This window comes from Caulobacter sp. GW821-FHT10C03, from assembly GCF_059415485.1.
On sequence record NZ_JBWKNI010000001.1, the window covers coordinates 285887 to 312652 of the forward strand.

Below are 26766 nucleotides of genomic sequence, written 5' to 3' on the forward strand. Positions count from 1 at the left end.
ACCCTGTGGAGTACGGATCATGGCGGCCGACGCGGCGATTTTTGTCTCAAAACGGCTCCAGCGCGCGTGCTTCGCCGTGCTTTGTCTCATTGCGGCGCAGTTCGTGCTGGCCTCGTGCGAGCCCGAACCCAGCCCCATGGCCGCCCGCGTCACCACGCTGGGCGGCTACTGAGGCCCTGACTAGTGCGGCAGCACGCCGGAGAGGTCGTAGCCGGCCTCATAGCCCTGCCGCACCAAGGTTTCCCGATCGGCCGCGCCCGACAGCGCCTGGCCGATCGACCAGGTGACGATCGAGCGGGTGCCCGAGCGGCAGAAGGCCAGGACCGGTCCGCCGGCCGCCTCGACCGCCTCGCGCACCGCGTCCACCTGCTCCTGGGTCGGCCCGCCGCGCACCGGCACGTGCACATAGGAAAGGCCCGCGGCCTTGGCCGCTTCCTCGATCTCCGCGCCCGTCGGCTGGCTGGGATCCTCGCCGTCCGGACGGTTGTTGACGATCAGGGCGAAGCCCTCGGCCTTGGCCCGGGCCACGTCCTCGACGGTGATCTGGGGGCTGACCGACAGGCTGTCGGTGACGCGGCGGAAGTCGGTCATGGGCGCTTGAAGCCTCTGGAAGGAACGTCTCGAACCCTTCAGATGCGCGGCGCGCGCGCCTTGGGCAAGTCCTTCTCGTAGCCTGGTCGGCCTGTTCTCTAGTCGATCCGTCGCGCCCGGATGGCCGTCTGGCCGTCGACGTTCAGGAAGAAGCTGCCCATCGAGGCCCGGCGGATCGAGATCTTCGAGCCGGCCTTGGGCGCGCGGCGCACCGGATCGCGGCCGACCTGGTCCCACTTGGCGCCGTCCTCGAGCACGATCGTCCAGCCGCCGGCCCCGTTCTGCCAGGCCTGCTTGGCCACGCCCTCAATGCGGTCGAGGCTGGTCGGCGCCTGGTCGCCCTTGCCGCCGAACAGGTCGAGCTTGGGCAGGTTGAAGCCGAAGGCCTCGCGCTTGACGCTCTCCACCTTCTGCCGGTCCAGCACCACGATCTCGCCGGAGGCGTCGGCGGCCGCGAGTTCTGCGGCCGCCTTGTCGTAGCAGGCCAGGCGCGCGGCGGCTTCGGGGATCGCCCGGCAGGCCGTCACCGCGCCCAAAGCTCCAGGTTGAGCGGGCGCGGGCGCGGCGAGCGCGGCGGGCGCCGAGGCGAGGATGAGAAGCGCGAGCGGCAAGCGGATGAGTCGCATGAGGAAGATCCGACGTGGGTTGGGAGCCGCGGGCCGGCGCGGCCGAGCGTGGCGCGGAAGACACGCGGGTGGAAATGTGTCCGAAAGGTGGCCGATCCGGCTTCCGCCGAGGAAACATCGCCCCGCGTTTTCGTGTGTCACGACAACATATTTCGATATTACCGGTATTTCAAAGCGGAGAGATTTACCGCCCAAACGTCTCGTTGGGGCCATGTCTCGCAAGCTTGAGCACGCCATGCGGCGCGAAAGCGCGGCGATCTGCCGCTAAGGCGACAATGGTGTGTTCAATTTGCGACAGAAAGGATGCTTCACGTTACATAACGGTAATCGGAATTGACCGCTCCGAGCGGGCGCTCCTAACGTCCCCTCCAACCGGGCTGAGGGCAGCCTGGGATTGCAAGACATGGGCGACGGACCGGCGATATCGCCAGGCCCAGCCCGTTCTCGGAGGGATTCCATTGAAGATTCAGATGACGCGTAAGCGCCTGCTGACGACGACCATCATCAGCGGCCTCGCGATCGCCGCCGCCAGCGCCGGTGTGGCGTCAGCGCAAACCGCGCCCGAAAGCGACTCGACCGAAATCGAAGCCGTCGTCGTCACCGGTTCGCGCATCGCCCGCCAGGACTACGTGGCCAACAGCCCGATCTCGACCGTGACGTCGGAAGCCATCCAGGCCGCCGGTTCGACCACCACCGAAGACGTGCTGAACCGCCTGCCGCAGGTGATGCCGGGCCTGACCGCCGCTTCGAACAACCCGTCGGACGGCACGGCCACCGTCGACCTGCGTGGCGTGGGGGCGTCGCGTACCCTGGTGCTGGTCAACGGTCACCGCATGAACCCGTCGACGCGTTCGAACACCGTCGACCTCAACAACATCCCGACGGCGCTGATCGACAAGGTCGAAATCGTCACCGGCGGCGCCTCGGCCGTGTACGGTTCGGACGCTCTGTCGGGCGTCGTGAACTTCCAGCTGAAGAAGGACTTCGAAGGCGTCGAAGTCGGCAGCCAGTACGGCATCAGCGAAATCGGCGACGGCAAGACCACCAACACCTACTTCCTGATCGGCGCCAACACGCCGGACGGCAAGGGTAACGTCACCGCCTACGCCAACTACTACAGCCGCGACAAGATCCTGCCGAACGCCGACCGTCCGTGGGCCCTGGTGTCCAACGCCGGCGGTTCGGGCACGGGCGTGACCGGCGCGGCCAACGCGATCGGCACCAACCCCTTCGGCGGCTCGACCACCAGCACGCTGAACCGTCGCTACGCCTTCAACACCGACGGCACCCCGCGTCCGTTCGTGAACACCCTGGCTGGCGACCGCTACAACTTCTCGCCGGTCAACAACCTGCTCTCGCCGGGCGAGCGCTTCAACATCACCGCCCTGGGCAACTACGAGATCACCGAATGGCTGACCGCCTCGGCTGAACTCTTCTACGCCGACAGCCGCAACTCGGCCCAGCTGGCGCCGACCCCGGCCACCGGCATCCAGGTGCCGTACAACAACGCCTTCGTGAACCCGGCCTTCTCGACGATCCTCGCGACCCGTCCGAACCCGACCGCGCCGATCTTCGTCGATCGCCGTATGGCCGAAGTCGGTCCGCGCGTCGAAACCCGCGACTCGGATCTCTACCAGATCAACCTCGGCCTGAAGGCCGACCTGGGTTCGGGCTGGACCGGTGAAGCCTTCTACAGCTTCGGCCGCACCGAGTTCCGCGTCGGCGTGCAGAACGACGTCTCGCGTTCGAAGGTCGCCGCGGCGATCGCTTCGGGCGCCGGCGCCAGCACCACCAGCTGCTCGACCGCCTCGCTGGCCCTGTTCCCGACCTGCGCCCCGCTGAACCTGTTCGGCGCCGGCAACATCTCGTCGGCCGCGGCCAACTTCATCCGCCTGAACTTCTCCGACCTGACCGTGTTCGAACGCAACGTCGGTTCGGTCTACGCCACCGGCCCGCTGTTCAAGCTGCCGGCCGGCGACTTCTCGGTCGCCGTCGGCGCCGAATGGCGTGAAGACACCCTGTCGTTCACCCCGGACGCCGCCAAGAACTCGGGCGACATCTTCGGCTTCAACGCCGAAAAGGCCGTCGGCGGCGGCTCGAGCGTCGGCGAACTCTACGTCGAAGCCGTGGTTCCGCTGGTCGCCGACGTGACCGGCGCCAACTACCTGGGCCTGGAACTGGGCGGCCGTTACTCCGACTACTCGTCGGTCGGCAGCGTCTACAGCTACAAGGTCGGCGTCGAGTACAAGCCGATCCACGACGTCAAGCTGCGGGCCATGTTCCAGAAGGCCAGCCGCGCCCCGTCGGTGTTCGAACTGTACCAGTCGGGCGACCAAGGCTTCCCGGCCGTGCTCGACCCCTGCACCACCGTGAACCCGGGCACGGGCGCCGCGCGCACCCTGACCGCTTCGGTCCGCGCCTTCTGTACCGCTCAGCTGGGCTATGATCCGGTCGCCGGGAACTTCGTCGCCCAGAACACCCAGACGGAGTCGTTCTTCTACGGCAACCCGAGCCTGGCCGAAGAAAAGTCGGAAACCATCACCGCTGGCGTGGTGTGGCAGCCGAGCTTCGTTTCGGGCCTGAGCCTGACCGTCGACTACTACGACATCAAGATCGACGACTACATCGGCACGATCCGTGGCGGTGTCTCGGGCATCGTGGCGGCCTGCTTCGCCTCGGCCAGCCTGACCTCGTCGGCCTGCTTCGACTCGGGCATCAACCTGCCGCTGATCTACCGCGACGCGGCCGGCAACCTGAAGGCCCGCGCGCCGCTCGGCAACGTGTCGGCTCTGCAGACCAAGGGCGTCGACGTGGCCGTCTCGTACGGCTGGAACGTGCCGTGGGCCGGCGGCGTCTGGGGCGACAAGCTCCAGTTCGACCTGACCACCACCTACCTCGACAGCTACGAGCTGGACGGCATCGACTACAAGGGCACCATCGGCGCCTACAACATCTCGGCCTCGCTGCCGGAATGGAAGGCCAGCCTGCGCGTTGGTTACGATATCGGCCCGGTCCGCCTGGCCTACACCGGCACCTACATCGGTGAGATGGACAACCAGGGCAACATCCCCGAGTTCGAGGATGGCGGCTACACGACGGTCGACGCCTACTGGTACCACGACGTCAGCGCCCGCTGGAACGTCAACGACAACGTCGAGATCTTCGGCGGCGTCCGCAACCTCGGCGACAAGAAGCCGCCGGTGTTCGACAACGCTCCGGACGGCAACACCGACCCGAACACCTACGACATCCTGGGTCGTTCGTACTTCGTGGGCGCCAAGCTGCGCTTCTAAGCAGCCCGGCGTTCACCCCGGCGGTCCTCGGACCGCCGGGACCGACGACATCAACGGCGGGTCCCCCGGGACCCGCCGTTTTTGTTTGTCCGCCCCCGTGCAACGGGGGAGGGGGCGGCACGGCCTAGCGTCCCTCTCCCCTTGCGGGAGAGGGTGGCCCTGCGGAGCAGGGTCGGGTGAGGGGTCTCTCAGAACTGAAAGCCGCCCCAAAGCCCTTCCCCCTTGATGGGGGAAGGGTTGGGATGGGGGTGACGCTGCGGTTCCGCCTGCACGGTCTTTTCAAGCCAGACCGCCGCAACCACCCCCAACCCCGGCCCTTCCCCCATCAAGGGGGAAGGGAGAAGTAGGGCTGACGGGGATAGACGCAGCTCTATCCCCGGCGAACTCGCAAAAGAATCCAGCCAGATCAGCGACTTACAACTTTATCACGCCAACTTATCAGACGCGCCAAAACCACCCCCATAATCAACCCATCCCAGCCATGGGGAGGGCTCTTGGTACCGGCCCGAGTTAGCGGCTGTGGATCGCATCGAGCGGGGCCGCTTGGAGCGTCATGGGAAGGGCGGGTTTGCAGGATCGCTCAGAAGGCGTGATTGGGCCGCCAGCCGTTCCGTGACGAGACTTGCGGGTCGACAGGGCCGGGATCGTTTCAAACCGGCCTAACAGGATCAGCCGAGGCGCCGCCGGATCACCGCGGGGCTATTGATCCTGCCCGTCCGAGGGACAACCGGGTCCAGGGTTGAAAAAGCACCCGCGCCCCCGGTCCTTCGAGCCTACGGTGCGGCGGAGCGGTCTGACGAAGCCGAAACGCTAAAACACATCACGGTCTCCGGGCTCCGCCCGGCCGCTCCGCGCCTCCCCATCAACTTTCGTGAGTTTTCACGGGAGGCCGAAAAGCCGTGCCCTCTCCCCTTGCGGGAGAGGGTGGCCTCCGAAGGAGGTCGGGTGAGGGGTCTCTCAAATGTCAAAGCCGCGTGCAGCGGTCAGGCCGGGCGGCAGCGTCCGATATCTGAGAAACCCCTCATCCGACGGCCTTCGGCCGCCACCTTCTCCCGCAAGGGGAGAAGGATCCTAAGCCGCCGCCGCTTCCATCTCCGCCGGCGCGGTGCGCCAGCCGCGTTCCAGCGTCCAGGCCGCGATGCCCAGCCACAGGAGGCCCAGGAACGCATGTCCCCGCTGCCAGAGGCCGACATCGGTTCCGGTGCGGATGTTCCAGGCCCCGGTCAGCAGGGCCAGCACCAGCAGCAGGCCGAAGAACCAGCCCAGCGAGAAGTGCGCCAGGCGGCGGTAGCCCGGCTTGCCCCACAGGGCCCAGGCGGTGAACAGCGGCGCGAACTGGATGGCCAGACCCACGCCGCAGGTGCGGTGCATCGGATCGGGCCAGTGGAAGGCCCCGGCGAAGAACGCGCCCAGGCCCGTCAGCGCCACCCACAGCCCGGCGAAGGCCGAGACCTGGCGGCGGCCGCCGGCCTTCTCCAGGGCGTGGGCGAAGCCGGCCCCGGCGAACAGCCCCGCGATCCCGGCCAGCATCATGCCGAGGTTGAACACCACCGGCGCCGGCGCGGCCGGGCCGCCCAGCTCGCTGATGAACTGGGCGCCGGGGTCGAAGCCGGGAAACAGCCGCTGGGCCAGCCACACGTCCGCGACCATCGCCACGGGCGTGATCACGCCGAGCTTCAGGAGCGCGCCCGTGCTGGCCACCAGATTCCCTCTTGATAAGGACGAGCCTGCAAAATCGGCCCGTCCGTCTCGTCGGTCAATCGTCTTCCGGTCGATCGGTTCCCGCTCAACGGGCCGCCGACGGATGGCCCTGCGGCGCGAACATCGAGCCGAAGAAGTCGCCGGCCTTCCAGGTCGGGCGCTGCGGCGCGTCGGCCAGGTCGTGGGCGATCTCGTAATTGACCCGGGCGAACTTGGCGGCCGCCTGGTAGTCGATCGGCTGCGAAAGGTCGTCGCTGGGCTTGTGGTAGTGCGTGGCCAGGAAGTCCCTGAACGCCTTCTCGCCGCCGTTCTTGAAGCCGGTCATCAGGAACACCGACGGCACGCCCTGCTCGACGAAGCGGTAGTGGTCGCTGCGGGTGAAGAGGCCTTCCTCCGGCATCGGGTCGGGCGACAGGGCCACGTCCACGCGGGCGGCGGCCTTGGCCACGATCGGGCCGATGGTCGAGCGATCGGCCCCGAAGGCCACCACGTCGACGAACGGATAGAGCAGCACCGGCATGTCCAGATTGACGTCGGCGGCCAGGCTCGCCTTCGGCACGGTCGGATTGTGCGCGAAATATTCCGAGCCGATCAGGCCCTTCTCCTCGGCCGTGACCGCCAGCAGCAGGATCGAGCGCCTGGGCCGGGCCTTGCCCGAGGTGAAGCCGCGTCCGACCTCCAGCAGGGTGGCGATCCCGCTCGCGTTGTCGAGGGCGCCGTTATAGATCGCGTCCTCGCCCGGCTTGGGGTTCTCGCGGATCCCCTCGTGGTCGAGGTGGGCGCTCAGCACCACCACCTCGGACTTCAGCGTCGGGTCCGAGCCCTCGATCAGGGCGGCGACATTGCTGCTGCGGCGCTGCTCGATCTGGCTCTTCAGCGCGACCTGGGCCGTGGTCGGCAGGGCGAAGCCCGCGACCTTGCCCTCGGTCGTCTCGGCGGCGGCGTAGGCCGCTTCCAGGTGGCCCGCGGCCCCGCCGAACAGCTTCTGGCCGCCCTTGACGCTGATCGAGCCCAGGCTCGGGGCCGAGGCGCCGCGGATGAAGGGCGAGCCGTCCGGGGCCCGCCAGGTCATCCGCCAGTCGCGGTTGCCGCCGATGCCGCGCGCGAACGGCCGGCGCTTCTCGCCCGAGGGCACGCTCAGGATCAGCACGCCGACCGCGCCGCGCCGGGCCGCCTCGACCCGCTTGATGTTGAGCGAGCCGTAGTGGGCCCGCTCCTCGGTCTGGAAGCCCTTGGGCGCGCCGGCCAGCACCACCACGATCTTGCCGGCCACGTCGAGCCCGGCGAAGTCGTCGCGGCCGCGTTCCGGGGCGCTGATCCCGAAGCCGACGAAGACCAGCGGCGCGTTCAGGGCCAGCTCGGCCTTGTCGGCCTGCGGGGAGGGCAGGAAGTCCTCGCCGAAGGTCAGGGCGGTCGGGGCCGCGCCGGCCTCGGCGACCTTCAGCTCGCCGTCGGCGGCGACGCGATAGGCGACCAGCGGCACGGTCTGCAGATAGCTCCCCGCGTCGCCGGCCGGCTTGAGGCCCAACTGGGCGAACTGGGCGGCGACATAGTTGGCGGCCAGGTCGTAGCCGCGCGTGCCGGCCTCGCGGCCTTCCATCAGGTCGTCGGCCAGGAAGGTCATGTGGGCGCGCATCGCCTGGGGCGAGGGGACGAAGGTCTCTTTGGGGCCGACCAGGGGGAAGGCTTGGACGGGCAGGGTCGTGAGAAGCAGGACGGCGCTCAGGCAGGTTGCGCCAAGACAGGCGGCGCGACGCGAAACGGGCATGCAGCAGGCTCCAGGGCGGTCCCCACGGGCCGCGAAGCCGGCGACCTTGCAGAGACGGCGGCGACTTGTCGAGCCGAGCTTGGCCTGGGGCTTCACGATAGGCGCGCAACAGGCGTCGCGCTCGGTAACCTTAACGGCAAAGATTTTCTACATAACTTGGTAAGGTCGATCGAAATTCACCCTAAATATGAAGAAGAGCTTAACCGAACCCCGCCAGTTTCGCGAAAGAGACAGGGGAAACGGTTCATGCAGGCCTTCTCGATATCCGCCGCCGGAATGAGCGCCGCGACCAGTCGTCTGGCCGCCAGCGCCCAGCGCGTCGCGGCGGACCCGGGGGCTGGGGGCAGGACGGATCTGGCGACCGAACGGGTCGAGCAGATCTCGGCCAAGACCGATTTTTCCGCCAACGCCGCGGTGCTTCGCACCGCCGACGAGATGACCGGGGCTCTGCTGGACCTTCTGGCCTAGCCGCACTCCGGTCATTGTCCGCGCCCGCCTCGCGTCCCCCCCTGCGAAGGGCGCGGATACGCCGCCTCCTGGGTTTTCCCCTAGTCTATCCGGGAGGCGGCGACCCAATCCGCCGCTTGTCTATCAACGCCAGCCGCTCTTGACGGCCTTGGCCTCGCCGGCCGCATCCAGCGGCGCGCCGGCGATCATGCCGTCGACCACGGCCAGGACCGCGGCCGGCGTCTCCGAGCCGGCCTGGCGATACTCGCCGCTCGCCGCTGGAGCCGCCGCCGGCGACACCGCCAGCACGCGCCAGTCGTCGCTCGTCCGGCAGGCCACGCCCGCCTGGGCCTGCCCCTGGAAGGTCCGGCAATAGCGGCCTTCCTGATTCTTGAAGGTCACGCCGACTCGCACCGGACCCGACGCGGCGGCGGCCGTGCCGTCCTCCAGCGCGCGGGCCAGCGGGCCGACGGCGGTCGGGGCCTCGGCGACGCGGCCGTCGGCGGTGGGCGGCGAGGGCAGGGCCAGGCGTCCGACGGCCAGGCCGGCCACCAGGCAGGCGGCCATGGCCGCCCAGGCCGGCGGCTTGCGCACGGTCAGACCCGGCCGGGCCGACGGCGTCGCCGGCTTCTGGACGCGGATCTTCTCCTTGGCCTTTTCCTTCGGCTTGGGCTGCGGGAAGGCGATCACCTCGGCCGGCTTGGCGCCGGCGCCGGTGGCGGCCGACTTCAGGGTCGGCGGCACCGGTTCGCGCAGCACGCCGGCATGGGCGCCCGACAGCAGTCGCCGCAGGTCCTTCTGGGCCTGGATCCGCGCGGCCAGGGCCGGGTCCTTGGCCATGGCCGCGGTGATCTTGGCCATGGCCTCGGGCGGCAGTTCGCCGTCCACATAGGCGAAGACCTCTTCGTCGCTCACGGTCATGGCCTGGCTCCTTGGTCGATCAGCACGGCCTGCAGGGCCATGCGGCCGCGGGCGAGGCGGCTGGTGAGGGTCCCCATGGGGATTTCGAGGCTGTCGGCGGCTTCCTGATACGAAAGGCCTTCGATCAGCACCAGGGCCACCGCCGTGCGCTGGTCCTCGGGCAGGGCGTCCAGCGCCGCCTCGACGGCGCTCATCGCCAGATGGCTGTCCAGCGAGTGGGCGGCCGGGTCGGCGGCGTTGGCGCCGGCTTCGGGCGGGGCCAGGATCCGGCCGCGCCGGGCCCGGCTCCTGCTTTCGTCGATCCAGGCGTTGCGCATGATCCGAAACATCCAACTGTCTTGTCGCGTGCCCTCTCGCCATTGATCGCGGCGCGCCAGGGCGCGCTCCACGGTCAACTGCGTCAGGTCGTCGGCGTCGGCGGGATCCCGGGCCAGCACCCGCGCCATGCGGCGCAGCCGCGGCAGCAGGTCCAGCATGTCCTTTTGAAAAGAATCCAAGGTCCGCCTACGTCGCCTGAAGGAAGAAACGCGCCGTGCCCGGCGTTTAATCCACAACTCGATAATTATTCCACTCCGCGCGCGTTCCGGCCATCGTTCTCGCGCGGAGAGTTCAGGAGATCGTGTTGCGAAGGAAAATCGTCCTGCCGGTCGTCGCGGCCTGCGCCCTGGTCCTGGGACCGGCGGCGGCCTCGCGCGCCCAGCTGCTGCCCGGCGGCCTGCCGTCTTTGCCCAGTGGGCTGCCCAGCCGGTTGCCGGTCGTCTCGGACGTCGTCGATGGCGCGCAGGACCTGACGACGCGCACCGTCGAGGGCGTGCGCGACCTGGCGGGGCTGGATCGCCTGCGGTCCCTGCTGAAGGCCAATCCCCGCACGCTTGAAGCCGATGACCAGGGCCGGCCCGCCGTGCGCGGCGAGGTGCTGGCCGTCTCGCCCAGCTCCCAGGCGATCGAACAGGCCCTGGCCAAGGGCTTCACCGTGCTGCGCCGCGAGCGGTCGGGCGAGCTTGACCTCGAGCTGGTCACCCTGGCCCCGCCGCGCGGCATGGACGCCCGCCAGGCCGTCCGCGACCTGCGGGCGCTGGATCCTGACGGCGACTACGACTTCAACCACATCTACGCCGGCGCCGGCGTGGCGGTCGCCACGGGGCTGGCGGCGACGGCCGCGTCGGACAAATCCGCGACCGGCGGCGCGCGGGTGGGCCTGGTCGACGGCGGGATCGATCTGGGCCATCCGGACTTCAAGGGCGTCGGCATCGAGCAGAAGGGCTTCGCCAAGGGTGCGCCCAGGGCCGGGGCGCACGGCACCGCCACCGCCGCCCTGATCGCCGCGCGGGGCTATGGCGCGGCGGGACCCGGCGCGCGGCTGCTGGCGGCCGACGTCTATGGCGTCGGGCCGACCGGCGGCTCGGCCTCGGCCATCGTCGGGGCGCTGTCCTGGATGAGCGCGGCCAAGGTCCCGGTGGTCAATGTCAGCCTGGTCGGCCCCGACAACGGCGCGCTGCGGGCGGCGGTCAAGGCGCTGGTCGGGCAGGGCGTTCTGGTCGTCGCCGCGGTCGGCAACGACGGCCCGGCCGCGCCGCCGCTCTATCCGGCCTCCTATTCCGGCGTGATCGCGGTCACCGGCGTCGACCGCAAGGGAAGGGCGCTGCCCGAGGCCGGGGCCAATCCGCAGGTGGCCTTCGCCGCTTTCGGCGCCGAGGTGCGCGCCGCCGCCCCCGGCGGACGGACCGCCAGCCTGCGCGGCACCTCCTTCGCCGCGCCGGTCGTGGCCGGACGGCTGGCCCGGCTGACGAGCAGGCCCGACCCGGCGCGCGCTCGGACGGCGGTCGCGGATCTGGCCCGTTCGGCCCGCGATCTGGGGGCTCCTGGACCCGACAAGGTGTTCGGCGCTGGCCAGGTCGATGCAGGGCGCTAGGAAAAGTCGAAAAGAGTCAGCCGGATAACGCCGAGAGATCGATTTTCGAATTTCTCGAAAAAATTTGTCGTTGGAGGGAAGAAAAGCGCGGGAGCCGGCGTTTGACGGGTCAGGAGGCGGACAGCGCCCCACGGAAAAGACCCTTCAAAGGAGACGACCATGCGCAAGACCTCGTTCCTCACCGCCGCCGCCACCGTCGCTGTTCTGATGGCCGCGCCGATGGCCCACGCCCAACTGCTGGGCGGTTCGGGCGGCGGCGGCCTGACGGGCGGTCTGGGCGGCGGCCTGGGCGGTCTCGGCGGTCAGCTGGGCGGGACCGGCGGCCTCGGCGGCGGCCTGACCTCGCCCGACACCAGCGGTCTGGGCTCCTCGGTGCGCGACACGACCGGCCGCGTCCGCGATCGCGCCGGCGACACGACCTCGACCGTCCGCGGCAAGGCGCGCAACGCCGCCGGCCGCACCCGCGACGCGGCGACCGGCGCGGTCGACACCGCCCGCACCACCGCTTCCACCGCCAATGCGGCGGGTTCGGCCAATGGTTCGGGCGCCGGCTCGGCCACCGCTTCGGCCGGCCAGCTGACCGGCGCGCTCAGCGGTTCGGGTTCCGGCGCCGGTTCGGCCTCGACCCCGGACACCAGCGGCCTGACCTCCACCGCCACGGGCGCGGCCTCCAACGCCGGTTCGCGCGTCCAGAGCGCGGCGGGTTCGGTTCGTGACCGCGCCACCGGCGCGGCCGGCCGCACCACCAGCGCCGCCCGCAGCGCCGCCACCTCGGCCCGTGACGCGGCCAGCTCGACCTCGGCGACCGGCGACGGCGCCCTGAACGCCACCGGCGCGGCCAGCCGCGACGGCGTCTCGGGTTCGACCAGCGGCTCGGGCTCGTCCAGCGCCTCGACCAAGAAGGGCGGGACCAGCCAGTCGGGCTCGCTGGGCCTCACCGGCTCGGCCTCGCGCAGCGGCGCCAGCGCCTCGGCCAACGGCGGCGGCTCGGGCTCGGCCGACATCAAGACCGGCAACAACTAAGCCGGCTGCTCCGTCGACCTAAGGGACGGCTCTTCCCCCGGAGCCGTCCCGCTTCTTCGGAGTTCCAAAAAGAAAAGGCGGCGTCCTCGCGGGCGCCGCCTTTCGTCGTTTCAGGCCGTGAGACCGATCAGCTGTCGAGGAAGCTGCGCAGCTTCCGCGACCGCGACGGGTGCTTCAGCTTGCGAAGCGCCTTGGCCTCGATCTGACGGATCCGCTCGCGGGTCACCGAGAACTGCTGGCCGACTTCTTCCAGCGTGTGGTCGGTGTTCATGCCGATGCCGAAGCGCATCCGCAGAACACGTTCCTCCCGCGGGGTCAGCGACGCGAGCACTCGCGTCGTGGTCTCACGAAGATTGCTCTGGATGGCCGCGTCGATCGGCAGGACGGCGTTCTTGTCCTCGATGAAGTCGCCCAGGTGGCTGTCTTCCTCGTCGCCGATCGGCGTTTCGAGCGAAATCGGCTCCTTGGCGATCTTCAGGACCTTGCGCACCTTCTCCAGCGGCATGGCCAGCTTTTCGGCCAGCTCTTCCGGGGTCGGCTCGCGGCCGATCTCGTGCAGCATCTGGCGGCTGGTGCGGACGATCTTGTTGATCGTCTCGATCATGTGCACCGGGATGCGGATGGTCCGCGCCTGGTCTGCGATCGAGCGGGTGATGGCCTGACGGATCCACCAGGTGGCGTAGGTCGAGAACTTATAGCCGCGGCGATATTCGAACTTATCGACGGCCTTCATCAGGCCGATGTTGCCTTCCTGGATCAGGTCCAGGAACTGCAGGCCGCGGTTGGTGTACTTCTTGGCGATCGAGATCACGAGGCGCAGGTTGGCCTCGACCATTTCCTTCTTGGCCTGACGGGCCTCGCGCTCGCCCTTCTGCACGGTCTGGACGATGCGACGGTAGTCGTCGATCGGCACGCCGGTCTCGGTGGCGAGGGCGGCGATCTCCTGGCGGATGTCGCCGACCGAGCTGGTGTCGTTCTCGACGAACTTGGTCCAGCGCACGCCCATGCCCTTCACCTGGTCGACCCAGGTGGGGTTCAGTTCGGAACCGAAATAGGCCTTCAGGAACTCGCCGCGGCTGATGCCATAGCTGTCGGCCAGGCGCAGCAGACGGCCTTCAAGACCGATCAGGCGCTTGTTGATCGCATAGAGCTGCTCGACCAGAGCCTCGATGCGGTTGTTGTTCAGCTTCAGCGTCTTCAGGTGCTGGATGATCGTCGCCGACAGGCCCTCATAGGCCTTGCGGTCGGCGTCCGACAGATCCTCGCCCTTCAGGCGGCTGCCGACCAGCTTGTCCTGCAGCTTGCGGAAGGTCTCGAACTCGCTGGCGATGGCGTCGAGGATGGCCATGACGCCTTCGCGCAGTTCGCCTTCCATGGCGCTGACGGTCGGGCCGGCGCCGTCGTCGAAGTCGTCCTCGTCCTCGCCTTCGCCCTCGGGCTTGGCTTCTCCGGCTTCGTCGTCGACGGGCTCGGCCGGACCTTCGTCGTCCTCGGCCGCCGGGGTCGCCGCGCCGCCGTTGATGGCCGCGTAGGTGCCTTCCAGGTCGATGACTTCACGCAGCAGGATGCGGCCGGTGCTCAGTTCCTCGCGCCACACCATGATGGCTTCGAAGGTCAGGGCGCTTTCGCAGAGGCCGCGGATCATCGTGTCGCGGCCGGCCTCGATGCGCTTGGCGATGGCGATTTCGCCCTCGCGGCTCAGCAGTTCGACCGAGCCCATCTCGCGCAGGTACATCCGCACCGGGTCGTCGGTGCGGTCGTAGGCGGCAGGCTTGTCGCTGGTGATGACCGTGGTGTTCTCGTCGCGGGTGGCGACTTCGCCGCCCTCGGCGTTCTCGGCGTCTTCCTCGGCCTCGACGACGTTGACGCCCATCTCGCTGAGCATCGCCAGGGTGTCTTCGATGGCGTCGGGGCTGACTTCTTCCGAAGGCAGCACCTTGTTCAGCTCGTCCATCGTGACGTAGCCGCGGGCTTTCGCCTGCTTGATGAACTTCTTTACGCCGGCGTCGGTCAGGTCGAGCAGAGGGCCGTCACCACCGGTGGCTTCGGGCGCTTCGGTCTCGGCCGTGGAATTGTTGCTCATCAAGCTCTCCGAAATCGACGCCGCCCCTTACCGCGAGGGACGGGCCGAGAATGCTTCAACATGTCGCCGGCCTTCCGCGGATCCTCGCGAGTTCGGGTCGGTGACTGCTTCCAAGGGTTAGGACCCCGCTGCGCAGGCGCTCCAAGCTTCCAGCATCATCGATGAAAAAAATTTCGACGTTCTGTGAACTAACGCACGAAAAACCACGGGGTAACGCTCCGCGCGAAATTGGCGGAGGGCGGGCGGCTTCGAGCGCGGCGTTCATGAACGTCGACCTTTCGGACCGACGACCGCTGGGACTTGGCGCGGCGAGGATGACATCCTGTTTCAAGCAGGGCGCGCGCTGTGCGTTGGCGGCCCGATCGATGTCAAATCAGCTGCGTGGCAAATCCTTGAGTCGGCAAATGGCCGTGGGTGACGCCCGTGTCAAGATGGCGGGCGCGAAGTTGGCCGTTTCTCGCCGTTCCGCGAGGCGAGAAGCGCGGAGGAGTCGCCGCCTGGTGGATGCGTCCGTATGCCACGCCGGGGCCTTAACCGTGTCGCATACCGTCGCTCTGTAAAGTGCCGCGCATGACACAGGGCGGAAAGGTCATGGACAGAGAGACGCGCAGGCTCGCGGCCCTGAAGTCCTATCAGGTGCTCGACACCCCGTGCGATCCCGCGCTGGACCGCCTGACCGCGCTGGCCGGCAATCTGTTCGGCGCGCCGATCGCCCTGGTCTCGCTGGTCGACGACGAACGCCAGTGGTTCAAGGCCCGGGTCGGGCTGGACGTGGAGTCCACCGGCCGCGACATCGCCTTCTGCGCCCACGCCATCGAGATGGGGCCCAATGCGGTGATGGTGGTCGAGGACGCCACGCTCGATCCACGCTTCGCCGACAATCCGCTGGTCACCGGCGATCCCGACATCCGCTTCTATGCCGGCGCAACCCTGACGACGAAGGACGGCGACAACCTCGGCACCCTGTGCGTCATCGACGACAAGCCGCGACCGCGTCCTTCCGACGCCGAACTGGAACGGCTGAAGCTGCTGGCCGGCGTGGTCGTCGACGAGTTCGAGCTGACCAAGGCCAACCGCGAGGCCCGCGAGAAGCAGCGCCTGCTGGAGATCGCCGAGAGCATGGCCAAGGTCGGCCACTGGCGCTACGACCTTGCGACCGGCCTGACGACCTGGTCCGACGCCGTCTACGAGATCCACGGCCTGCCGCGCTCGGGCTTCGACCCGCAGGTCGACGACGCCATCGCCTATTATCACCCCGAAGACCGCGACCATGTGCGCGACTGCCTGCAGAGGGCGATCGACACGCGCAGCGGCTTCGAGTTCCAGCTGCGGCTCCAGCGCCCCGACGGCGCGCTGCGCCACGTGGCGGCGAAGGCGGTCTGCGAGGAGGGGCCGGACGGCCAGCCGGTGGCCCTGATCGGCCTGCTGCAGGACGTCACCGACCATGTCGAGGCCCTGCACGCGGTCGAGCGCAGCGCCAGGCGCTACAGGCTGCTGACCGAGAACGCCAACGACCTGGTCACCAAGATGGATCGCGAGGGACGCTTCACCTACGTCTCGCCGGCGGTGAAGGTGGTGACCGGCTATACGATGGAGGAGGTCGTCGGCCGCCGCGCCATCGAGTTCATCCACCCCGACGACCACGAACGCGTGCAGGCCGCCTTCGCCGACCTGCCGACCGGCCCTTCGGCCTGGCGCATCGAATACCGCATCCTCTGCAAGGACGGGTCGGTGCGCTGGATGGAGGCGCGGCCCACCCTGGCCCGCGATCCGCTGACCGGCCAGATGAGCGCCGTGACCGACGTGATCCGCGACATCACCGACCACAAGGCCGCCGAGATCGCCCTGGCCGAAAGCGAGGCCCGCTACAGGCTGCTGGCCGACAACGCCATCGACATGATCTCGCGCTTCTCGCCCGACGGCGAGATCGTCTACATCACGCCCAGCTGCCGGCGCGTGCTGGGCTACGAGCCCGAGGAGATGGTCGGCCGGCGGGTCATCGACATGACCCATCCCGACGACAAGGGCGTGCTCGTCGACTACTATCGCGACCTGATCGCTCGCGGTCCCGGCGTCGTCGCCGAGCCCTTCCACTTTCGCGGCCAGGCCAAGGACGGGCATTGGGTCTGGCTGGAAGGCCAGCCGACCCTGTTCTTCGACGAGGCGGGCGTCCTGACCGGCATCCAAGACGTCGTTCGCGACGTCACCACGCGCAAAGCCCTGGAGGCGCAGCTGGAGCAGGCCCGGGCCGAGGCCGAGGCCGCCGCCGGGGTGAAGGCCGAGTTCCTGTCCAACATGAGTCACGAGCTGCGCACGCCGCTGACGGCGGTGCTGGGCTTCTCGCGGATGATCGAGGCGCAGCCCGAACTGGCGCCGTCCACCCGCGCCTGGGTCGCCAAGACCCTGGCCGCCGGCCAGGCCCTGCTGTCGACGGTCAACGACATCCTCGACTTCTCCAAGCTCGAGGCCGGTCAGGTCGAGATCGACCTGGAGCCGTGCGACGCTCGCACCCTGCTGGGCGACGCCCTGTCGCTGTTCTCGCTGCAGGCCGAGGCCAAGGGCGTGGCCCTGGTGGCCGACGGCCTGGAGAGCTTGCCGGCCAGCCTGGTGCTCGACCCCGACCGCGTGCGCCAGGTGCTGCTCAACCTGCTGGGCAACGCCATGAAGTTCACCGACGCCGGGGCGGTGGAGCTGCGCGCCGTCCATTCAGGCGGGCGCCTGGTCGTGACGGTGTCGGACACCGGTCCCGGCATGCCGGCCGAGCGCCTGGGCGAGCTCTTCAAGCGGTTCTCGCAGATCGACGGCTCGTCCACCCGCCGCCATGGCGGCACGGGCCTGGGCCTGGCCATCTGCAAGGGTTTGGTCGAGGCCATGGGCGGCGAGATCGGCGTCGAGAGCGCGCTGGGGCAGGGGGCCAGGTTCTGGTTCAGCCTGCCGGCCGCCGCGGCCGAAGCGCCCAAGGCCGTCGAGCGCCTGGGCGCGCCGGCTTTGGACCTTCCCGCCGGTTGCCGGGTGCTGGTGGTGGACGACAATCAGGTCAATCGCGAGCTGGTCAGCGCGGTGCTGGAGGGCTTCGACGTCGAACTGGCCCAGGCCGCCGACGGCCAGGCGGCGATCGACGCGGCCTCGTTGCAAGCGTTCGACGTCATCCTGATGGACCTGCGCATGCCGCTGATGGACGGTGAGACCGCCGCGCGCCGCATCCGCGAGGGCGGCGGCCCCAGCCGCGACGCCTCGATCCTGGCCTTCTCGGCCGACGCCGATCCCAAGCTTTCCGACGGCCTTTTCGACGGCGTCCTGGCCAAGCCCCTGGAGATCGGCGCGCTCCTGGGCGGCATCGCCGCCGCGCTGGAGCGCGAGCGCAGGGCGGCCTGATCTGGCTAGTGCGCCGGCTGCCAGAATTCCAGGTTGCTGATCTGGCGTTCCAGGACGGCGATGCGGTCGCGCAGGTCGCGGGTGGCCGTCAGGCTGGCGGCGGTGACCGGCTCCTCGCGCATGGCCATCAAGGCCCGTTCGGCGTCGCCCACCTCGACGATGGCCTCGTAGCAGGACGCCCATAGGATACGGGCCCGCTCGCGCTCCATCTTGGCGTCGAGGAACGGCGCGTTCAGCGTCGCGGCCAGGCGGTCGAGCTCGGCCAGTTCCTCGGCGCGGCCCTTGCGCACCAGGATGTCGCGGAAGGGCGTCTCGTCGCCGATATCGTCGATCAGGGCTTCGAAGATCTCGTGGGCCAGGCCCTTCAGCCGCGCCTCGCCGAAACCGATCCGCTCCAGCGCCTCGTCATAGGGGCGCGCCCAGGCCGGATGGTTGACGGCGGCGATGGCTACGGCCGCGTGGAAGGGGTTCAGCCGGCGGCCGATCTGCTCGCGGGCGATGCCGCGAATGCCGGGATCCGGCGGACCGCGATCACGGCCGCGCCAGTTTCCACCGCCGCCACCGCCGCCGTTGCGCGGCGTGAACGGGCGATCACCACCTTGGCCGCCGCCCCCGCCGCCATAGGCCGGCTTGGGGAACAGCAGGTCGAGCTTGGCGTAGAGGTCGTCCTTGTAGGCCGACGCCAGATCCTTGTCGGCGATCGTGCCCGCGGCCGCCCGCAGGCGTTGCTTGAGGCCCGCCTTGCGTTCCGGCGTATCGAGGGGCTCCAGGTCGCGCTCGCGCACGAACAGCGCCTCGACGAAGGGCGTGGTCTGGGTGACCTGGGCCTTCAGCGCCGCCGGACCCTGCTCGCGCAGCACGTCGTCGGGATCCTTGCCGCCGCTGACGATCGAAAACCGGAACGAGCGGCCGGGCTTCAGCAGCGGCAGGGCGCGGTCGATGGCCCGGCTGGCGGCGCGCTGGCCGGCCTTGTCGCCGTCGAAGCACAGGGTCGGCTCCGGATGCAGACGCCACAGCGCCTCCATCTGCTCCTCGGTCAGGGCCGTGCCCATGGCCGCCACGGCCGCAAGGCTCGCCCGCTGGCAGGCCACGACGTCCATATAGCCCTCGACCACCAGCAGCGGCGTCTGCTCGGTGGGCGCCGCCGCCTGGGCCGCGTGCAGCAGCTTGCGGGCGTCATAGAGGCCATAGAGCACGCGGCTCTTGTGGAAGAGCGAGGTCTCGGGGCCGTTCAGGTACTTGGCGCGGGCGTTGGGATCCATGGCCCGGCCGCCGAACGAGACGACCTTGCCGCGCGTATCGGTGATCGGAAAGATGATCCGGTCGCGGAAGCGGTCGTAGGGAGCGCCCCCGTCCTCGGGCGCGATCAGCAGGCCAGCCTCGACGAGGTCCCCCGGCTTGGCGCCCTTGGCCACCAGATAGTCCTTCAGCGCCGTGCGGCCGTTGGGGGCGAAGCCGATGCGGAAGCGGCTCCACTGGTCCTCGGGCAGGGCGCGGCGGTCGAGATAGGCGCGGGCGTCCTTGCCCACGGGGCGACGCAGCTCGGCCTCGAACCAGGCCGCCGCCAACTCCATCCAGTCGCCCAGCCCCGCGCGCTTGCGATCGTCCTGGGCGGCGCGGGCGTCGGGCTCGGGCAGGCTCATGCCGGCCTCGGCCGCCAGCCGCTCGACCGCCTCGCTGAAGGTCAGCCGCTCGGTCTCCTGCAGGAAGCTGATGATGTCGCCGTGCTTGCCGCTGGAGAAGCAGTGGTAGAAGCCCTTGTCGTCGTTGACGAAGAACGACGGGCTCTTTTCCTTGGTGAAGGGCGACAGCCCCGCGTACTCGCGACCCTGCCGCCGCAGCTTCACCGTCTTTCCGACCACGTCGGAGGGGCGAAGTCGGGACTTCAGTTCTTCAAGGAAGCGGTCGTCGAAGCGCATAGCGATATGGCCCCAACATAAGGTCGCGCGCGCGGGATGACACTCCTCCTGAGGTGACAACCTCACAAGCGGCTTCGGACTTATCCCCTGCCATCCACAGCTAGCGTCGCCGTGGATTAAAGAAGCGTCGCACTAGGAACAGGCCCAACGACCCTCCGTTCTGATGCGGGGATCGCCTCGACGCGTCCCCACGCCACACAGAACCACGGAGAACACCCATGCCCGAGTCCCGCTGGAACGACCGTGAAGGCCGCTTCGAGATCGACCGCGAACGCGATTTCGACGACGAGCGCGGCTATGGCTACGACGCTTCGCGCGCCGATGGGCGCCGCCAGGACCGCTACGCCCAGGATCCCGATTGGCGCGACCGCTACGCCGCCCGCGAGCAGCGCAGCTACGGCGAGCCCCGTCACCGCTCGTCCGGTAGGGGCGAACTGCGCCGGGCCGTCAGCCAGGGCGGCGACATCGGCTACGGGACCATCCGTTCGGGCTCGGACTACGCTTCGGGCCGCGGCTACCGCGCGCCGGGCGACTACGGCCAGGTGGGCGGCTTCGACTTCGGCGGCTCCACGGCCGACTACGGCGGGGGCGGCTATCGCGGCGAGGCGCCCGACTACGGCGACCGCGCCTATTTCGACCGCCGCCACGAGCGTGTGCGCAACTACTATACGGACGGGCCCGGGCGCCATGAGCATGGACCCCGTGGCCGTCATTCGCATGACCGCTACGACGACGATCGCGGCTGGTTCGACCGGGCCCGCGACGAGGTCTCGGCCTGGATGGGCGACCACGACGCCCAGCGCCGGCGCGAGCACGACGCGGCCCTGCGCGCCGACCATCGCGGCCGCGGCCCCAAGGGCTACCGCCGCTCCGACGAGCGTATCCGCGAGGACGTCAGCGACCGCCTGACCGACGACGGCTGGCTGGACGCCTCGTCCATCGAGGTCGCGGTCAAGGACGGCGAGGTGACCCTCAGCGGCACGGTCCACGCCCGCGACGACAAGCGCCGGGCCGAACTGCTGGCCGAAAGCGTCTCGGGCGTCGACAACGTCCAGAACAACCTGCGCCTGGATCGCGGCGTCGAAGCCAAGCCCGGCGACTGGTCTCTGCAGGGCAACGCGCCCCAGCAGGGCGTGACGGGCAAGGCGTAAGCCAACTTTTTCACCGCGCTCCCCGCCTCGGCGGGGATCGCGGTGAAGCGCTTTGAAGCCCTAAGTGATCATCCCTAGCTTGGCTGGCCGGCCGCTTGGGACCATTTAGGCCCCATGTCCGAGTCCGAAGCCCCGCAGCCCGCCTTCACCGACGCCGAGATCGACGCCCTGGTCGAGACCTTCTACGCCAAGGTCCGCCGTCATCCGCGCCTGGGGCCGATCTTCAACCACGTCATCGCCGAGGACGCTTGGCCCCATCACATGGCCACGCTGAAGAACTTCTGGGCGACGGTGCTGCAGGGCTCGGGCCGCTACAAGGGCTCGCCCATGGCGGTGCACCAGCGGATCGAGGGCTTCCAGGAGTGGATGTTCACCCCCTGGCTCAATCTCTTCCACGCCACCTGCGTGGAGCTGTTCGACGCCCCGCGCGCGGCGATCATTGGCGAGAAGGCCGAGCGCATCGCCCGTTCGCTGAAGCTGGGTCTCTTTTTCCGTCCGGGAGCCCCGGCGTGAGCGCGATCCCCGAAAAGATCGAAGCTGAATGCTTCGCCATCGTGCCGGCCGCGCAGACCCGCGACCTGCTGGGCGGCCTGACGGACTGGGACATGTTCGCCGACAGCTGGAACGACCTAGGCGTCGATGGCTTCATGGCCGACGGCGGGCGCTATCGCCGCAGGCGGTTCGCGGCCTTCGCCGCCTCGGCCGACGGCGTGATCGCCCGCAAGCCGCACCAGCCGCACTACCAGAGCCGCGACTACAACACCCTGAACGGTGGCGTGCAGCGGTGGTTCGAGCCGGTGACCCAGGCCATCGTCGAACACCCCGTGACCACGGCCGTGCTCCGGGCCGGCTTCGAGCTCTTCCACCCCCTGACCGCCGATCCGCCCGCGGCCTGGCACGTCGAACTGCACCAGTTCCGCATCGAGGCCCACGACGGCGAGGCCGGCCAGCCGACGCCCGAGGGCATGCACCGCGACGGCGTCGACTGGGTGATCGTCATGCTGGTGGAGCGCCACAATGTGGCCAGCGGCGTCACCGACATCTTCGCCCCGGACGGCCGCGCCCTGGGCTCCTTCACCCTGACGGAGCCGGGGGACGCGGTATTCCTCGACGACCATAGGGTCCTGCACGGGGTTACGGCGATCAGCCCCCTCGAAGCCGGACGCGAGGCGCGCCGCGACGTGCTGGTGGTCACCTTCCGACGGGAGGATTAGAGGCGTCCGACAAAGGTCGAGGGGGCGCGACCGTTTGTCTCACTCCACCTGGGGGAGAGGGCGTGCAAGCCTCCGCTCCTTCGCGAAACGAGCGCCGCCCTTCATGACCGACGACGCCCATTCGCTGTCCGCCTCCGGCCGTCGGGACGCCTTCTCGGCGACCATGGCCGACGCGGTCCCGATCCTGATCGGCTATGTCGGCGCCGACCGCCGCTACCGCTTCGTCAACCGCGCCTACGAGACCTGGTTCGGCGTGCGCCGCGCCGACATCGAGGGCCGCTCCCTCGTCGAGGTGATGGGCGAGATCGCCTACGAACGGGTGCGCGGCCATGTCGACGCGGCCCTGGAAGGGCGCAGCCTGACCTTCGAGGGCGAGCTGCCCTATGCCGGGGCGGGCGTGCGTCATGTCGAGGCGCAGTACGTGCCCGACATCACCCCCGACGGCGCCGTGCTCGGTTACTACGTGCTGGTCACCGACATCTCCGCCCGCAAGAAGGCCGAGGCCGAGCTCGCCCGCCTGCTGGTGCGCGAGCGTCGCCGGGCGCTGATGCTCGACCTGGGGCGCCAACTGCGCGAGGAGACGCAGGTCTCCGCCATCGCCGACCGCGCCTGCCAGGTGCTGGCCGCTCAGCTGGGCGTGCAGCGGGCCGGCTACGCCGAGGTCGATCTGGCCGCCGTCTCCACCCAGATCATCGGCGAATGGGGCGGGCAGGGCGTGCAGCCCCTGGTCGGGCCGCTGTTCGTGCTCGACGACTTCGGACCGGCCATGAGCGACGACCTGCGGGCCGGGGTGCAGGTGGTCATCGACGATATCCGCGAGGATGTTCGCACCCGCCACCCGGCCGTCCTGCCGGCCTATGCCGCGCTCGACATCCTGGGCTTCGTGGCCGTGCCGCTGATCAAGGCCGGGCGACTGGTGTCCTATCTCTTCATCTGCCAGGAACACCCCCGCACCTGGAACGCCGACGAGGTGGCCTTCGTCGGCGACGTCGGCGAGCTGATCTGGGCCTCCAGCGCCCGCGCCCGGGGCGAGGCGGCCCTGCGCCAGGCCGAGGAGACCGAGCGCCTGCTGATCCGCGAGGTCGACCACCGGGCCAAGAACGTGCTGGCGGTGGTGCAGTCGCTGGTCCAGCTGACCCCCTTCGTGGACAAGCGCCAGTATGTCACCGCCCTCAGCGGCCGCATCGGCTCCCTGGCCCGCTCGCACAGCCTGCTGTCGACCACCCGCTGGACCGGCGCCGACCTGCGGGCGCTGCTGGAGCAGGAGCTGGAGGCCTACGGCTTCGAGCACGAGGCCCGCGTCGTCCTTTCCGGACCGCCGGTGCTGATCCGGGCCGAGGCCGCCCAGTCGCTGGGCCTGGTCGTGCACGAGCTGGCGACCAACGCCAGCAAGTACGGGGCCCTGTCGGCGCCCGGTGGAACCCTGGAGGTGCGCTGGGACTGGGAGGCGGGGATCCTCGTCCTCGACTGGCGCGAGACCGGCGGTCCGCCGGCGGTCGCGCCGGTTCGTCGCGGTTTCGGCTCCACCCTGATCCAGAACGCCGGCAAGCAGCTGGGCGCCAGGGTCTCGCACGACTGGCGGGCCGAGGGCCTGCATTGCCGGCTCGAGCTGACGCGGGGCGCCTTGCCCGCGGCGGCCGGTCTCGAACGCTCCGCCGCCGCTCCGTCGCCCGCGTCGGAAGGCGGCCTGCAAAACCAGCGCGTGCTGGTGGTCGAGGACGAGGCCCTGGTGGCCATGGAGCTGGCCCGGGTCCTGGCCCTGGCCGGCGCGCATGTGGTCGGCCCGGCCGGTGACATCGACGAGGCGCTGGAGCTGATCGAGAACAGCCTGATCGACAGGGCCGTGCTCGACGTCAATCTCGGCGGCCGCATGGTCACGCCGGTGGCCAAGGCCCTCAGCGAACGGGACATCCCCTTCGTCTACCTCACCGGCTACCAGGAGCCCGGCCTCGACGACGGCCCCGTGCTGCACAAGCCGGCCGCGCCCGAGGCCCTGGTCAGCGCCCTGGCGGGGCGGCGGGCGGAGCCGGTCTAGGCCGGTTTGTCACCCACTTAAGCTCCCGTCATTCCCGCCCTTGTGGCGGGAAACCCTCTTTCAGCCGCAGGTGCGGATGGGGCGGATCGCTGGCGATCCGCTTGCGCTTCACGTGCGAGCGGACCCAGGGGTTCCCGCCACAAGGGCGGGAATGACGGGAAGAAAAGTGAGGCGTGAAGGGCTTCGCAGAGACATCCCGCCGCATCCCTTCTCCTTGACTCCGACGGCCATCCGGATCAGAACAAAATGGGAACGGAGGTCGCCATGCCTGGCTCGCGCGAGGCGCGTATCGAGGCCCTCAGAGGTCGGATCGCCGCCATTCAGGCGGGGACTCGGACTCCGACTCCGGTCCTGCCGTTCGGCGATCCGCGCATCGACGGCCATCTGCCCGGCGGGGGGCTGCCGAGGAGCGGCTGGCACGAAGTGGTCGGCGAAGGCCTGGAGGGCGAAAGCGGGGCGGCCACGGCGGCCTTCGCGGCGCTCCTGGCCCGGCCCCGGGCCGCCAAGGGGGCGGTGGTCTGGGTGCTGCGGCGTTCGGACCTCTATGTGCCGGGCCTGGTGAACCTGGGCTTTCCGGTCGAGCGGCTGGTGCTGGTGCGGGTCCGCGACGAGGCCGAGGGGCTTTCGGTGCTGGAGGACGCCCTGGCCACCCCGGGCGTCGCCGTCGCCATCGGCGAGGCCGAGGCGCCCGATCTCGTCGCCGGTCGCCGGCTGCAACTGGCTTGCGAGCGGGCGGGAGGCTTCGGCCTCGTCCTGCACCGCCGACCCTATGGCGGACCGGCCAAGGGGGCGACGGGTTCGGCCGCCTTCAGTCGATGGCGGGTGGGCTCCGCGCCGGGGAGGGCCCCGCCAGACGGGCTGGGCCTTGGCCCGCCCGCCTGGCGCGTGACGCTGGAACGCTGCCGGGGCGGACGCCCGGGGGCGTGGATCCTGGAACATTCGGAGGCCGACCATGGCCCGCATCCTTTCCGTGTGGTGTCCGAACTGGCCGATCACGACCTGGCTGAGACACCACCCGAACGCCTTCTCAGAGTTGGGTGAGGGGGAGGCCCCCTCAGTCGGCTTCGCCGACAGCTCCCCCAGAGGGGGAGCATCTAACGAGCGCGGACCAAAATCCTCCCCCCCTGGGGGAGGTGGCCCGGAGGGCCGGAGGGGGTCTTCACCGCCGCAGGATCCCCCTTTCGCCCTGCTGCTCTCCGAACGCGGAACCCGCCGCCTCGCCGCCGTCAACAACGCGGCCCTGGCCCAGGGCCTCTCCGCCGGCCAGAAGGCCGCCGACGCCCTGGCCCTGGTTCCGCATCTGGCGACCGCCGACCACGACCCGGAGGCCGACCGCCGGGCGCTGGAGAGCCTCTGCGACTGGTGCGTGCGCTTCTCGCCGGCCGTGGCGGTCGACGGCGACGACGGCCTGCTGCTCGACATCACCGGGACCGACCACCTGTGGGGCGGAGAGGGCGCCATGCTGGCCGACCTGCTCGACCGCCTGGCCCGCTGGGGCGTGCCGGCCCGCGCGGCGATCGCCGACACCGCCGGCGCGGCCTGGGCCCTGGCCCGCTATGGAGAGGCCCGCCATGGCCGCGACCAGGCGGTGGTTCCGCCCGGCGGCCAGGCTGAGGCGCTGGCTCGCCTGCCGGTGGCGGCGCTGCGGTTGGACGAAGCCGCACAGGCCCAGTTGCCGCGCCTTGGCCTGCACCGCGTCGGCCAACTCTACGGCCTGCCGCGCGCCCAGATGGCCAAGCGCTTCGGCCTGGCCTTCACCCAGCGCCTCGACCAGGCCCTGGGCGCGGCGGGCGAGGCCCTGGTCTTCCGCCGTCCGGCCAGCCCGTGGTTCGAGCGCCTGGCCTTCTTCGAGCCGATCAGCGCGCCCGAAGACCTGGCCCGCGTCGCCGCCGACGTGCTGGTCCTGATCTGCAAGCGGCTGGAGGGCGAGGGGCGCGGGGCCAAGCGCTTCGAGGTCGTGTTCCACCGCCTGGACGGCAAGACCTTTCCCGTGCCGGTGGGCCTGGCGCGTCCTGGCCGCGACGCCAGGCGGCTGGCCAAGCTGGTCGCCCCCAAGCTCGACCGGGTCGATCCGGGCTTCGGCATCGACGTGATCACCGTCCACGCCTTCGCCGTCGAGGCCCTGGCTCAGGGACAGTCGCGCATCGACGCCGAGCTCGACGCGGCCGAGGCCCTGGCCCCGCTGGTCGATCGCCTGGTCAATCGCTTGGGCGAGGCCCGGGTCTGGCGGCCCGATCCGGTCGAAAGCCATGTGCCCGAACGCGCCGTCGCCCGCGCCGCGCCCCTGGCTCCTGCGGCGGCAGCCCGGCCGTGGAACCCCGACCTGCCGCGCCCGACGCGCCTCTTCCGCCGGCCCGAACCGATCGAGGTGATCGCCAAGCTGCCCGACGACCCGCCCCTGCGTTTCACCTGGCGCGGCCGTCCGCACCGCGTGCGCGCCGCCGAAGGCCCCGAGCGCATCGGCCAGGAATGGTGGCGCGGCGACTTCGACGCCGCGGGGCCGGGCAGGATCCGCGACTACTACCGGGTGGAGGACGAGGCCGGCGGCCGGTTCTGGATCTATCGCCAGGGGCTCTATGGCGACGGCGAGATGCCGAAATGGTGGCTGCATGGCCTGTTTGGCTGATCCCAGAGGGAGAGGAGCGTGGAGCGAACTCCTCCCCCGTGAAACGGGGGAGGGGGACCACGAAGTGGTGGAGGGGGCGAG

The 26766-nt window shown here is 69.9% G+C and carries 21 protein-coding genes; 13 read left to right on the plus strand and 8 right to left on the minus strand.

What is annotated here, in order from left to right; translation table 11 throughout:
• Nucleotides 1-19 precede the first annotated feature (19 nt).
• Nucleotides 20-172 carry a hypothetical protein gene (locus AC07NG_RS01340; protein ID WP_110121857.1) on the plus strand — a complete coding sequence of 51 codons (153 nt, stop codon included), beginning with the start codon at nt 20-22 and terminating at the stop codon, nt 170-172.
• Nucleotides 173-180: 8 nt separating this feature from the next.
• On the opposite strand, the gene AC07NG_RS01345 is transcribed toward AC07NG_RS01340, so the two are convergent.
• Nucleotides 181-591: a TIGR01244 family sulfur transferase gene (locus AC07NG_RS01345; RefSeq protein ID WP_487287698.1), complete on the minus strand. Its 411-nt coding sequence runs from the start codon at nt 589-591 to the stop codon at nt 181-183.
• Between the two features lie 98 nt (nt 592-689).
• Nucleotides 690-1217 (minus strand): hypothetical protein, encoded by a 528-nt coding sequence (locus AC07NG_RS01350; RefSeq protein ID WP_492855067.1) that lies wholly within the window; start codon nt 1215-1217, stop codon nt 690-692.
• Nucleotides 1218-1687: 470 nt separating this feature from the next.
• Between AC07NG_RS01350 and AC07NG_RS01355 the strand changes: the two genes are divergently transcribed.
• Entirely contained in the window at nt 1688-4510 is a 2823-nt protein-coding gene (locus AC07NG_RS01355; protein ID WP_492855066.1) for a TonB-dependent receptor plug domain-containing protein, read from the plus strand.
• A gap of 1071 nt (nt 4511-5581) precedes the next feature.
• On the opposite strand, the gene AC07NG_RS01360 is transcribed toward AC07NG_RS01355, so the two are convergent.
• Complete coding sequence (locus tag AC07NG_RS01360) at nt 5582-6160, minus strand: DUF998 domain-containing protein (protein WP_494591830.1); 579 nt, start codon at nt 6158-6160, stop codon at nt 5582-5584.
• Nucleotides 6161-6296: 136 nt separating this feature from the next.
• Nucleotides 6297-7979 (minus strand): M28 family peptidase, encoded by a 1683-nt coding sequence (locus AC07NG_RS01365; RefSeq protein WP_494591677.1) that lies wholly within the window; start codon nt 7977-7979, stop codon nt 6297-6299.
• Between the two features lie 246 nt (nt 7980-8225).
• Here AC07NG_RS01365 and AC07NG_RS01370 point away from each other — a divergent pair, with 246 nt between their 5' ends.
• Nucleotides 8226-8447, plus strand: a complete 222-nt coding sequence (locus tag AC07NG_RS01370; RefSeq protein ID WP_492857417.1) for a flagellar basal body rod C-terminal domain-containing protein — start codon at nt 8226-8228, stop codon at nt 8445-8447.
• 123 nt (nt 8448-8570) lie between these two features.
• On the opposite strand, the gene AC07NG_RS01375 is transcribed toward AC07NG_RS01370, so the two are convergent.
• Together AC07NG_RS01375 and AC07NG_RS01380 are read right to left on the minus strand one after the other, a co-directional pair.
• On the minus strand, nt 8571-9347 hold the full coding sequence (locus tag AC07NG_RS01375) for an anti-sigma factor family protein (RefSeq protein ID WP_494591680.1): 777 nt from the start codon (nt 9345-9347) through the stop codon (nt 8571-8573).
• Complete coding sequence (locus AC07NG_RS01380) at nt 9344-9844, minus strand: sigma-70 family RNA polymerase sigma factor (protein ID WP_199228315.1); 501 nt, start codon at nt 9842-9844, stop codon at nt 9344-9346. The genes AC07NG_RS01375 and AC07NG_RS01380 overlap by 4 nt, the downstream gene beginning before the upstream one ends.
• A gap of 122 nt (nt 9845-9966) precedes the next feature.
• Between AC07NG_RS01380 and AC07NG_RS01385 the strand changes: the two genes are divergently transcribed.
• Nucleotides 9967-11259 carry a S8 family serine peptidase gene (locus AC07NG_RS01385; RefSeq protein ID WP_494591682.1) on the plus strand — a complete coding sequence of 431 codons (1293 nt, stop codon included), beginning with the start codon at nt 9967-9969 and terminating at the stop codon, nt 11257-11259.
• A 159-nt stretch (nt 11260-11418) separates the two neighbouring features.
• The gene (locus tag AC07NG_RS01390) at nt 11419-12282 is read left to right on the plus strand and encodes a hypothetical protein (protein ID WP_494591684.1); all 864 of its coding nucleotides are present in this window, start codon (nt 11419-11421) and stop codon (nt 12280-12282) included.
• Nucleotides 12283-12409: 127 nt separating this feature from the next.
• Here the strand turns inward: AC07NG_RS01390 and rpoD are convergent, their stop codons facing one another.
• Entirely contained in the window at nt 12410-14365 is a 1956-nt protein-coding gene (gene rpoD, locus AC07NG_RS01395) for an RNA polymerase sigma factor RpoD (RefSeq protein ID WP_110121310.1), read from the minus strand.
• Nucleotides 14366-14956: 591 nt separating this feature from the next.
• On the opposite strand from rpoD, the gene AC07NG_RS01400 reads away from it, so the two are divergent.
• Nucleotides 14957-17740 carry a PAS domain S-box protein gene (locus tag AC07NG_RS01400; RefSeq protein WP_494591686.1) on the plus strand — a complete coding sequence of 928 codons (2784 nt, stop codon included), beginning with the start codon at nt 14957-14959 and terminating at the stop codon, nt 17738-17740.
• Between the two features lie 5 nt (nt 17741-17745).
• Here AC07NG_RS01400 and dnaG read toward each other — a convergent pair whose 3' ends face one another.
• Complete coding sequence (gene dnaG, locus AC07NG_RS01405; protein WP_494591688.1) at nt 17746-19659, minus strand: DNA primase; 1914 nt, start codon at nt 19657-19659, stop codon at nt 17746-17748.
• Between the two features lie 218 nt (nt 19660-19877).
• Between dnaG and AC07NG_RS01410 the strand changes: the two genes are divergently transcribed.
• From AC07NG_RS01410 to AC07NG_RS01440, 7 genes are all read left to right on the plus strand, one after another.
• Nucleotides 19878-20810, plus strand: coding sequence for a BON domain-containing protein (locus AC07NG_RS01410; RefSeq protein ID WP_494591690.1), 933 nt, complete (start codon nt 19878-19880; stop codon nt 20808-20810).
• Between the two features lie 114 nt (nt 20811-20924).
• A complete protein-coding gene (locus AC07NG_RS01415; RefSeq protein ID WP_492857410.1) occupies nt 20925-21323 on the plus strand; it encodes a group III truncated hemoglobin in 399 nt (132 codons plus the stop codon).
• Nucleotides 21320-22024, plus strand: a complete 705-nt coding sequence (locus AC07NG_RS01420) for a 2OG-Fe dioxygenase family protein (protein ID WP_494591693.1) — start codon at nt 21320-21322, stop codon at nt 22022-22024. The genes AC07NG_RS01415 and AC07NG_RS01420 overlap by 4 nt, the downstream gene beginning before the upstream one ends.
• Before the next feature lie 103 nt (nt 22025-22127).
• Nucleotides 22128-24059, plus strand: a complete 1932-nt coding sequence (locus AC07NG_RS01425; RefSeq protein ID WP_494591695.1) for an HWE histidine kinase domain-containing protein — start codon at nt 22128-22130, stop codon at nt 24057-24059.
• 264 nt (nt 24060-24323) lie between these two features.
• Nucleotides 24324-25100 (plus strand): ImuA family protein, encoded by a 777-nt coding sequence (locus AC07NG_RS01430; RefSeq protein WP_494591697.1) that lies wholly within the window; start codon nt 24324-24326, stop codon nt 25098-25100.
• Nucleotides 25012-26685, plus strand: coding sequence for a DUF6504 family protein (locus tag AC07NG_RS01435; RefSeq protein WP_494591699.1), 1674 nt, complete (start codon nt 25012-25014; stop codon nt 26683-26685). The genes AC07NG_RS01430 and AC07NG_RS01435 overlap by 89 nt, the downstream gene beginning before the upstream one ends.
• Nucleotides 26678-26766, plus strand: an 89-nt coding sequence (locus tag AC07NG_RS01440; RefSeq protein ID WP_494591832.1) for a hypothetical protein, incomplete at its 3' end; no start/stop codon positions are given. The genes AC07NG_RS01435 and AC07NG_RS01440, both read left to right, overlap by 8 nt.